Consider the following 11,842-nt stretch of genomic DNA (forward strand, 5'->3'; position numbering starts at 1 on the left):
GCGAACAGTTTTTTCTTTGTTTTACCCTCTATTCCTCCTTAACCGAGCAGTATTGCCAGCTGTGCTGACTATTGATTTTCGCTATCTCACTAATAAAGAAGAGCGAAACCCCACAACTTGGATACAAACTAGCGATCGCTCAAATTTCCGCGATCGCCTAATTTGGGTAGTAGGTACTTGCGATAATGTTGCAGCCCAAGTACGAGAACTTGCCAAATCCCAGCACATCATCAGTAAGTATGAAAGTCGCAAGCAATCTCTGACCAAAGATAAGAGAAACTTACTTGGAGAAGAAGAAAGTCGCCGTGACGTGTTAGAGAAAGAAGTGCAAAAAGCGATCGCTCAGTCCTTTATGGATGGTGAAATCTTCTTCCGGGGACGACAAATCGATAAGCAGCAACACGGTACAACTTTTGCCACTGTGCTTGGACGCATAGGGGAAAACATTTTGCCGGATCTTTACAGCCATTATGTAGATGTGGCAGTTACTCCACTTGAATTAGCGCCACTTTTAGAGCCGAACTTATCCGGCCCATCCCACAAATTTATGAAAGATGGGCTGGGCATACTCGAACTAGATGCAGGTAAATATATGCCAACCTGTAGCGGTGAAGTTCCTTCCCGAATTGGTCAGTACATTCAAGACCAAAACGGAGTTTCTGGCAATGTGTTGTTAACTCACTTTGGTGGCCCGCCCTACGGCTATCCCGCAGATGTGGTTAAGGCTTGCTTGGTGGGTTTACTTCGGGCTACTAAGGTGCGGATTCGACCCGAAACGGGCCCAGAAATTACCTCGGTGCGTGACCCTGGCGCTAAGGATATGTTCACTAAAGACCGGGACATCAAACGTGCCGACTTGCTACCTCCCAATGAAACGAGCATTAGCCCTCGTGACAAAATTGCTATTTGTAAGTTCTTCAAAGACTCATTAGATGTTGAACTGGATCGGGAAAATGATGCGATCGCTGATGCGGTTTTCCAACAGTTCCCCGGTCAGATCAAACGATTACAAGAATTAGAACGGCGGTACAACCGACTACCAAACCGACCAGATTTACCCCCAGCTTTAGTCAAGTTACGTGAGTCCCTGGAAAAGTGTACCCGTTCTCGCCAAGTTGAAGACACTGTGATTGCAGTTAAGAAAAATCTGGATGCACTGCGAGATGGAATTCAAGAACTTGGTATTTCCTTGACAGATTTGACCGATAGTGCTGTAGATGCCATAACTAAGGCAGTTAATATTCGGGATAACCAAGTAGCTCAACTCAAGCAGATTGAGCGTTCGGCAGAAATTACGGAAGCGATCGCAGCTTTAGAAGAACAGCTAAATAGCGATCGCTCTTGGCGGGACGTTAACAGTTTAGAACCTCACTTACAAGCAATTGAACAGCACTACAAAGCCGTGCGGTTGAACTTGATTGAGAGTCAAGAAAAGCAAGCCAAAGCAATTCAAGGACGACTCAAACAGCGCCAAAACTTTATCAAATTAAACGAAAAGCAAGGAGAATATGTGTTCCGTTCCGTTGAAGAAGCGGCCTATGACACAACTCAGGATGCAGTCTACCCCAGTTTGGTAGAACTCAAAGATTCAGCACTAATTAAGCTCCAGAAGGCTGAGACTACTGCGAATAACAGGCTTGATGATGTGTTGTCTGAAGTCACTGAAGATCAAGTGGTGCAGCTACCGCTAAATCTTAGTGGTCGTGAAGTCAGCACAGAAGCAGAAATTGATGCACTAGTTAACCAGTTAAAAGAGCGGTTATTAGCTCAACTCAAACCCAATACTCGCATTCGCTTATCTTAAATGGGGCATGGGGCATGGGGAATAAGAAGCATAAATACTCAACTCCCAACTCCCAACTCCCAACTCCCAACTCCCAACTCCCAACTCCCAACTCCTAACTCCTAACTCCTAACTCCCAACCCCCAACCCCCAATCCCCAATCCCCATTCCCTATTCCCTATTCCCTATTCCCAATGTCCTATCTCACCCCTGAAGCTAAATCCAAATTATCCAGTACAATTCGTGCTTTAAGAGAACGTTTGCTCACTGATTTGCAAAACGCTATAGAAAGCACCTATCGATTATCAATTACAACCTTAAATAAGGCGGGATTAGCAGAAGAGCAACGGGTGAAACGACAACGCTTGGAACAGTGGCTAGATGAGCAATCCCGTAGTCAGGGTAAAAGTAAGAAACAAGAAAATGAGATACGCGATCGCTATTTGAAAACGGCTGTCAAGCTCGCAGCTGCAACTTTGCTCAATCGGCTGGTAGTAATTAAGCAGATGGAAGCACACGGATTAATTAAACCTGCTGTATTAACCGGAGGTTGGCAGAGTCGGGGTTATCGGGAGTTTCGAGATTTTGCACCGGACTTGTGCAAGGATGAAACCGAAGGATACGGAACACTACTGCAATTACTCTACGATGAACTGGCTCAGGAATTGCCTGGTTTGTTTGGTAATGTCGGAGTGACAGCACTATTCCCAATTCCAGCCAGTACCTTGAGAGCAGCAATTGAGGCTTTGGATGCAGCTGATTTAAAGGATGTTTGGCTGGATGATACAACTTTGGGGTGGGTTTATCAATACTGGAACGACCCAGAACGAGAAGCCCTAGATGCCAAATTAAATGGGGGTGGGAAGGTAGAACCTCATGAAATTGCCAGTAAAACCCAAATGTTTACAGAGCGTTACATGGTGGAGTGGTTACTCCATAACAGTTTGGGGCAGATGTGGCTGGCAATGTGCAAAAAGCACGGTTGGACGGCTGAGGTTGAGGCAGATGGAACTTTAGCTCGTTTAGAAGCAAGGCGTAAAGAGTGGCGAGAAAAGCGCGAACGAACAGAGGTGGCTTTAGACGCATTAATGCCAATTGAACCGGGAATTGAAGAAAATTGGAAATATTGGGTTCCCCAACCATTAACCGCAGATGCAGTCACTCATGCACCAGAGAGTGTGCGATCGCTAAAAATTCTTGACCCTGCCACCGGCTCGGCGCATTTTCTGGTAATTGCCTTTGGATTGTTATTTACACTTTATCAGGAAGAGGCAAGGCATCGTGGAGAAAATTGGAGCGATCGCCAAATTGTTGAGTCGATTTTAGAGAACAATTTATATGGTGTTGATATTGACCCCAGAGCAATACAAATTGCGGCGGCGGCGTTGATACTGAAGGCGCGGCTGCTTTCTCCTCAAGCAAGTCCTAAACATCTGAATTTGGTTGCATCTAATCTCCAGTTGGCCTCCCTACCAGCAGATGATCCGGCGTTGGTGGAGTTGCGGCGAGAGGTGACGGAAGCGACGGGGATTCCTGAAAAGTTGACAAATCAGATTGTATATGCTTTACAGGGAGCAGATCATTTAGGAACGCTGTTGAAGGTAGATACGGCAGTGGATGCAGCAATTAGTGAGTATGAAAGTCAGTTTCAGCAGGCAGTTCAAGGGAATATTTTTGCAGGCTTTGGTGAGCAAAAACCAGATTTCAACTTTCAGCAGACGAAAGCTTCTTTACTCGATAAACTTGAGCAATTTCTCTCTCGGTGTAGCAGTGGCGATGATTTGGGTTTGCGGTTGCGGGGTGAGCAGTTGGCAGCAGGTATCAGATTTATCCGCATAGTGCGTGAGAATAGTTATGATTTGGTGATTGGGAATCCGCCGTATCAGGGGACGAGTAAGATGGCGGATGCTGGGTATATTACGAAGAATTACCCAAAAGGAAAGGCGGATTTGTATGCAGCGTTTTTGGAACGGGGTTTGCAATTAGCAAAAGTTGGGGGTATCTCTGCCTTGTTGACAATGCGGAATTGGATGTTTATTCAACAATATACGCCGATTCGGGAATATTTAGTAGAAAATTTTGATCTTCGATTGATAGGAGATTTAGAAACAGGAGCATTTACAGAAGTATCCGCAGCACAGGTAATTTTATCTGTTGCAATGAGTGTTTTTTATAAAGCTTCTCCCAATTCAGGTATTAGTATTGCATTTAGACCAACACCAGAAGACTTGAAAACAGCAGGAAATATAGAGAGAAAGCTGGCAGCACTATTATCTCAAGCAAAACGATTTGAATTTTGGAGCGATCGCTTTGATGTTATCAAAGAAAAGCCTCTGGTTTATTGGTGGAATAAAGATTTTCTCAAACGCTATGCTAAAACATCCAAGATGGGAGATGAAACTGATGTCAAAGTAGGGTTGCAAACTGCTAACAACATTCGTTTTTTGCGACATCCTTGGGAGATTAAACTTTCTGAACTCTTGATTTGTGCTGCAAATGTTCCTCTTTTTAACCTTCCTCAAAATAAATGGGTTCCTTATATCAAAGGTGCGGCTGGTAAAGTTTGGTTTGAACCAATTACAGATGTTTTACTTTGGGAGCCAAATGCATTAGCTGTAAAGTTAATGGAGCGTGACGGGAAACAAACTTCACGACCTCAAAATGAGCAATATTATTTTCGATCTGGAGTAGCCGTTGCTGCTATTGGTTCTAAGTTCAAAGCAAGGCTTCATAGATTTAGAAGTGTTTTTGATGTCATGGGACAGTCAGTTTTTCCAGAGCATATAGCAACAGCTACTTGTCTTATGAACACTCAACTTGCTCAAGGGGTTTTGGTAGCTCTTAATCCCACGGTTCACTTTCAAGTTGGAGATATTAAACGTCTCCCCCTATTCCCCATAGAATCATCTGAAGAAATCTTCACCCAACTAGATGCAGCCTTCACCGAACACGAAGCCGCCCGTGAAACATCTGTAGAATTCAAAAAACCAGGTGCATCTGCCTGGAACTATGCCCAAGAATGGGCGCAAACAGCAGTAGACCGTGAATCCAGTACACTTTTACCAAACTACGAACCCATCTACGAAGATCCACCCCCAACCAATTTTGTATCCTATGCGATCGGTGTAGCATTAGGGCGATTTGATGCAAATGGCGAAGGTATCCTCAACCAAGCCCCCGCAACTGCACTCCCTCACGGTATCCTTTATCTCTCCGCCTACTCTGAAAAAGACAGCTTAGAACACCCAGCCTGTAAACCCATCCAAGAAACTTGGCACGAGTACGGCTCAATTATTGCCAAAGGAACCCAACTTCGCAAATGGTTGCAGTTATCCTTCTTTAAAGAAGTTCACTTGGGGATGTACAAAAGCCGCCCAATTTACTTTCCCCTTTCATCTCCGCGTAAAAACTTCGTTGCCTTTGTCAGCATTCATCGCTGGGCTGACAACACTTTGCAAACTTTATTAGCAGACTACCTCATCCCCGAACTCAGTCAACTAGAAGGCGAACTCAACGACCTGACCACAGCAAGACATCAAGGCGATAAAAAAACACAAGCAAAAGCCGAAGAACGCTACAGCGAAGTACAAAAACTCCACGAGGAACTCAAAGCATTTATCGACCTCGTGAGACAGTGCGCGGAACAAGGACCACCCCAAACTAACGCTAGAGATATCCCCCGCGAAGTTGATGCCCGTTTCAAAATGGATTTGGACGACGGTGTGATGGTCAATAGTGCAGCCCTCTGGCCCTTACTCGAACCCCAGTGGAACCAACCCAAAAAATGGTGGTCAGAACTCTGCAACGCCGAAGGAAAAAAAGATTATGACTGGTCACATTTAGCCGCCCGTTATTTTCCCAAACGAGTTGATGGTAAATGCAAACAAGATCCTTCCCTCGCCGTAGCCCACGGCTGCTTTTGGAAATATCACCCAACTAAAGCTTACGAGTGGGAATTGCGGTTGCAAGATGAAATTTCTGAAGATTTTACTATTGAGGAAACAAACTCTGATATTTTGCGCCTAGCCTTTGCTAGAGAAAATACCCACCTAGTGCAGGAAATTATCGAGAAAGAAGAGAAGCGACGGGAACGCAAACGCAAAAAAGAAGAAACCCAAGAGGAAGATTACGGCCCTCTGTTTGAGCTAGAAGAGGAGGCCGCATGAGTCAATTAAGTCCAATTACCGCAGTTTTAGAAGCAGAACTGAAGCGAGAACTGCGTCAACGCGGTATCGTTATTTGGCTAGATAAAGACGGGTACTACAACAGTTATGTTGATGAGTTAATCACCCGTTATAACCGTGGTGACTTTTTTGCCCCAGTCGTTGGCTTTCGCGGCAGTTACTTAGAGATGGTACTTGCCCTGGAAACTTATGGCAATGGACTTGACCCCGAACCATTGTTAATTCACATGCCCGGTCATACGGAAGAAACTATCCGCAAAACTCCTATTCTGGAACTTTACCGCGCCGGCTACCGTTTCCGCAAAGCCTTTGACACATTAATTCGGGAAGCAGTCACAGGGCGCATTAACCCTGCTAGTATCGAAAACTACCTTAACAATGGCATCACAGACTTACCATCTGCCGAGGTGTGGCTGCAAAATAACCTTTCCCAACCCCAGGACGGACTAGCGGCTTATTTAACAAGTCTCAGTTTGGAGTGGATTGTAGACGGTATCCTGGGCGAAGACAAAGTACTGCAATCGAGAATCAGCGACCAAACTGCTCTCAACACCTTAACAGAACATCTCTACCGTCACACAGGGATGAACACAGCCTTTGTGTGCTTCTTTCACGGCGACACACCCCTATCTTTCCTCGGTCTGGGCGAAACATTCGCTGCTTGGCTGATGTGCGTTGAGTATGTCCATGACCTCACTCGCCCACCTCATCTTGATGCACTTCAAGCCCTGACCCAACTTTCTCTACCCTTGCGAAAGACCTGCAAGCAACTTGTTGAATATCTGCGAAAACGTCATCCAGATATTTATGCAGCCAAAGCAGCAATTGTAGAATCCCATCTAGAACAAGAACTTAATCAAATTCGCCCCGAAGACTTGGGACAATTTGAAACCTTCCAGTGGGAAGAAACCGCCATTTTACAGGGTGCTGTACAAGCACTACTGACTGGGGAATTTAAGAAAGCTTTACAATGGTCACAATCTCACACCGAGTCTGCTTCATTTTGGCTAGAACGCGATCGCACTCGCAGATTAGAATGGTCATTAATTAAAGATGCAGCCACTTTGGGTTACATGATTCAAGGTGCGGGGCAGCTTAAGGGCAAACAAACCCTCAGAGAAGCTTTAGAATACTATACACAAACTGGCTCTGAAGTAGACAAAGCACATCGCCGCTTTGAGCAACAGAGGTTAAAACTCCTAGAACCCACCTTACCCCACTTCGCCCAACTCCTAGAAGCTGCCGATAAACTTCGTTTGAAACTTGGCTTCAACAAATCAAATCAGCCTGGAACCACCTCAAAAGTATTGGTATAAATGAGTTTGTATTCACTGCTGACCACGGATTTCTCCTCCAAGACCAAACCACCCAAGAAAAACCCTATCGTGACTCCAATCGCCGTTATATTCTTGCCAAAGAACCCCGCTCCGAAGAAGAAATGGTAACAGTTTCTTTAAATGCCCTCAAATACGAAGGACAAGAAGGTTACTTACTATTCCGTAAAGATACTGCTGTTTTTGCCACTGGCAATCCTGGTGCTACCTTTGTACATGGTGGGAATAGCCTTCAAGAGCGAGTTATTCCTGTACTAACAGTATCCCATCGTCATCAGTCTCATTTGGCAATGGTGAAATATCTCATTGAAGCCAAACCAGAGCCAAGTATTTTAGACTGTAGCCGGATTCGGGTTAGGGTTAAACCCGCGCCTGTTGCCCAAGGCGTTCTTAGTTTTGTGGGAGCCAGGGAAATTAATGTCGCTTTGCGCGTACCAGAGCGACCTGATATCCAAGTTACAATTAAGGATGCCCCTGGTGCAGAAGTCAAAAATCAGCAACTCCAAATTGCCGTCGAAGGAGATTGGATTGAGGTGCTTTTTGACCTCAAGGGACAGCGAGATGAGCGTGTCCGTCTGGAAATTTATCACCCAGATAATGTTGAAGATGTAGAGTCAATAGTTCCTCAAACTTATTTCAATGTCTCTGGGTCATTGATCCAGGGTGAGGTTTCTGCGGCTACCGAATTACCCAAAAATACTGACTGGCAAGATAGTTTCGAGGATGAAACCGTTAGGCGTGTATTCTTCCACCTCCAGCAACACGGTTCAATCACAGAATCGGAACTAAACCAAATTCTTGGTTCAGCCAGACTGGTGCGGCGTTTCTCCTTAGATTTTGAGGAACACCTGAAGAAGGTTCCTTTCTCAGTCAGGATTGAAACAACCAGCAACGGTAAACGCTATGTCAAGCAAAATTAACAGATTAATGTATAAAAGTAAACGTATTAATTAAAATCAACTATGGCAATCAGTGAACGAGATATTGAGCATATTTTTGAGCGTCTTCGCTCCGGCGTTGTTCCAGAACGAGGTTTAGAAGCCTTTGCTGTCGGTATTGACAAACAGCGAACAGAAATTCATCGCCAATTTCAACTGGCAGCTAATAGCGAAGGTGTCTTCAAGTTTTTACGCGGTGGCTACGGCTGTGGTAAAACTTTTATGTCCCGTCTAGCCATCCTTGATGCCCAAGCTCAAGGCTTTGCCACCAGTTTTGTTGTCGTTTCTGATAACGATTTGCACTTTTACAAATTCGATGATGTTTATCGCAAAGTCGTTCAGGAATTGGGAACTAGTTCTTGTCCTAGAGGTGCTTTAAGCGATATTATCGATCGCTGGATTGCGCGTGTAGAAGATGCACTGATTGCTGGTGGGGCAGATGAAAACAGCGATGAGTTCGATACTTTAGTAAAGCAACGCATAGAAGAAGAACTTGCTTCTCTTACAGGCGGTAAAGCTCCAGAAGATATGGCACGAGTTCTCCGTGCTATTTTTACTTTTAAGCAGAAAGGTGAAATTGCTGAAGCCAGCGCCTTGCTTTCTTGGCTTTCTGGTAGTGAAAATGTGGCTGCTACCGCTAAAAAAGCCGCAGGCATTAAGGGAGATATTGCTAGCCGAGATGCCCTAGACTACCTGCACGGTATTCTCGAAATTGTCAAAGCCGCAGGCTACAAGGGACTGGTTATTGTCATTGATGAAGTAGAAACAGTACTGCGAATGCGGCATGATAGTCGAGGTAAATCTTTAAATGGAATTCGCCAAATCTGTGATGCCGCCGACCGTTACAGAGGATTGTTATGGATTTATACGGGTACACCTAAATTTTTTGATACTAAACGCGGAGTTGCTGGACTAGAACCTCTGCATGACCGTATCCAATTTCTGACTCTTGCTGGTTTTGCTAACCCCCGCCAACCCCAGCTAGAACTCAAACCCTTTGATGCACGCCGTCTAAAAGAGGTAGCACTCAAATTGCGAGAAATTTACCCCACAGCTAATCGGACTGGAATTGTCAATAAAGTCACTTCAGAATTTATTGAACGGCTAGTTACCAAAGTTACTGCTGGCTTTAAGGGAGACGTGGGGGTGGTTCCTCGACAATTTCTGCGCCAGTTCGTCAACATCCTTGATTTAGCAGCAGAAAATGATGAATTTGACCCGATGAGTGCAGAAGGTTTTGAACCTATAGATTTAAATGAAGTAGAATTGCTCATCCGTGAAGGTCGTACTTATTTTGACGAAGAACCTGCGGATATTCAAGGTTACGCAGCTGTGGAGTTCTAGCCATGACTTCAGCCTTTGCTCGTTTTCCTCCCCGTTTGCAAGCCGCTATTGTCTCCAATTTAGGGTGGTCTTCTCTGCGTCCTGTCCAAGAACTGGCAGGACATACACTCCTCGACGGTAATAATGCAATTATTCTAGCCCCTACAGCTGGTGGCAAAACGGAAGCTTCTATATTTCCATTATTAGCAATGCTAATGGAACGCGAGCCTGAAGGAGTTGGACTAATATACATTGCACCGATTAAAGCTTTGTTGAATAATCAAGCTGAACGTTTGGGGCATTACACCGAAATGGTTGGTCTAAGGCGCTTTCTTTGGCATGGGGATATTAAAGATAAGGAAAAGCGTGCCTTTATTAAAGAGCCGACAGCACTATTGATGACCACTCCTGAGTCATTAGAGGTGATGCTGCTATCCGCCAAAGTCCCCCACACAAAAATCTTTGGCGATATGCGTGCTTTAATAATTGATGAAGTTCATGCCCTAGCTGGTACAGACCGAGGTGCCCATCTCATGTCCGTTGTGGAACGGCTAGTTCGTTGCACCAATAACGATGTGCAGCGTGTTGGACTTAGTGCCACCGTTGGTAATCCGGTAGATATTTTGCATTGGCTCCAAGGTACATCAAAACGTCCAGGTTGCGTTGTCGATCCGCCCAAAGTTCCCTCGAAAAAGGATTTGCGCGTTTATCTGCGTGATACACTAGGTGCGATCGCTCAAGATGCCAGTCAGATAACGCAGAGCAAAAAAAGCCTGTTTTTTTGCCAAAGTCGCTCTTTGGCTGAAGAAATTGCCGAACGGATGCGTAACCGAGGTACAGATGTCTTTGTCCACCATAGTTCTGTCTCCCTCGAAGAACGAACAGCCGCAGAAGACCGTTTTCACAGAGGGACAAATGCCAGCATTATTTGCACTTCCACTCTAGAGTTGGGCATCGATGTTGGCGATCTCGATTTAGTATTGCAAGCTAATGCCCCTTCTACTGTCTCATCTTTCCTCCAGCGCTTGGGCCGCACTGGACGGAGAACAGGGCAACAAGCTAATACTACATTTTTCTGTGAAAATGTAGAGACAGTTTTGCAAGCGATCGCCATCATTGAACTAGCTAGGAAAGGTTGGGTCGAATCTATACCGAATCAGACACGCGCATGGCCCGTACTTGTACATCAGCTACTAGCACTTACTCTCCAATTTGGTGGCATTAGCCCAGAACTCTGCTGGGGGCAACTCTCAGTAGTTCCTGATTTTTCAGGCATAACCCACTCAGAATTTGAAATACTGATCAAACACATGATTCAGGAGGATTTCCTCTTTTTAGCTGGTGGGCTACTGTCGATGGGAGAAAAAGCAGAACGAGTGTTTGGGCGTAAAAACTTCATGGAACTTTACGCTGTTTTTAGTAGCCCAGTTCTTTATAAAGTTCAGACACCAACAGGTTACACTGTAGGCTCTCTAGAGCAAGCTTTTGTCGATAAATTAGTTGCACAGATGAGTTCATTTCTTCTCGGCGGTCGGGCTTGGACAGTCATGCACGTTAGCCATCAGGAACGCACAGTTGGAGTTGTTCCAGCCCCCCGTGGTAAAAAACCAAGCTGGGGTGGCTTTGCCCCACAGCTACTAGGCTTTGAACTTTGTCAGCAAATTGCGGAAATATTGCAATCAGAAAGTACTATTCCTTACATTGATGCTAAGACACAAGCTGTGTTAGATGAGTACCGTTCTGACCTCAGACCATTAATAACAGAAGTTCAATCAAGCATCCAATTAGAAACAGATCGGTCGCTGTGGTGGACTTTCGCAGGTGGACAAATTAATCACACCCTCAAATACGGTCTGCAATTTCACCATGATTGGAAGATTACCTCTGATAACTTCAAGTTAAAAATTGAAGGCGATAGTGTTGGTTATGCAACTTTAAGTTTAGCGATCGCTCAGATGAGTACTCCTACCTTTTGGGAAACTCCAGCTACCCAGCGCTTCATCCTTTCGCAATTACCTGAGTATCGCTTAAGTAAATTTCAACGAGCATTACCTGAAGTTTACTCTTTAGAGATGATTAGCAATTATTTACTAGATATCGGTGGAGTAATTAATTTTTTAAAGCAGACAAGCGATCGCTCCTAGATAAATGTTAACTATCTACATCTTTTATCTTCTGAGGTTCTATTTGGTTTTGTTCATTTCTAGCCAGTTGCACAGTGATGGCAATACTTTTCGGTTAAGAATTAAGCAGTATTAACAATGGAAAAATTGAGTGGCT

The 11,842-nt window shown here is 44.8% G+C and carries 6 protein-coding genes; all 6 read left to right on the forward strand.

Features of this window, described 5'->3' with window-relative positions; all coding sequences use genetic code 11:
• The coding region (locus HWQ23_RS00005; RefSeq protein WP_292822738.1) for a hypothetical protein at positions 1–1,804 on the forward strand (1,804 nt) is incomplete at its 5' end.
• 173 nt (positions 1,805–1,977) lie between these two features.
• Entirely contained in the window at positions 1,978–5,949 is a 3,972-nt protein-coding gene (gene pglX, locus HWQ23_RS00010) for a BREX-6 system adenine-specific DNA-methyltransferase PglX (RefSeq protein ID WP_292822739.1), read from the forward strand.
• Positions 5,946–7,283 carry a BREX-6 system phosphatase PglZ gene (gene pglZ / locus HWQ23_RS00015; protein WP_292822740.1) on the forward strand — a complete coding sequence of 446 codons (1,338 nt, stop codon included), beginning with the start codon at positions 5,946–5,948 and terminating at the stop codon, positions 7,281–7,283. Before pglX ends, pglZ begins: the two co-directional genes overlap by 4 nt.
• On the forward strand, positions 7,280–8,221 hold the full coding sequence (locus HWQ23_RS00020) for a PglZ domain-containing protein (protein WP_472850377.1): 942 nt from the start codon (positions 7,280–7,282) through the stop codon (positions 8,219–8,221). The genes pglZ and HWQ23_RS00020 overlap by 4 nt, the downstream gene beginning before the upstream one ends.
• Positions 8,222–8,263: 42 nt before the next feature.
• Positions 8,264–9,583 carry a BREX system ATP-binding protein BrxD gene (gene brxD, locus HWQ23_RS00025; RefSeq protein ID WP_292822742.1) on the forward strand — a complete coding sequence of 440 codons (1,320 nt, stop codon included), beginning with the start codon at positions 8,264–8,266 and terminating at the stop codon, positions 9,581–9,583.
• 2 nt (positions 9,584–9,585) lie between these two features.
• Positions 9,586–11,706, forward strand: coding sequence for a DEAD/DEAH box helicase (locus HWQ23_RS00030; protein ID WP_292822743.1), 2,121 nt, complete (start codon positions 9,586–9,588; stop codon positions 11,704–11,706).
• The last annotated feature ends 136 nt before the right edge of the window (positions 11,707–11,842 follow it).

Source organism: Nostoc sp. JL33, from assembly GCF_017114985.1.
Classification (GTDB): Bacteria; Cyanobacteriota; Cyanobacteriia; order Cyanobacteriales; family Nostocaceae; genus Nostoc.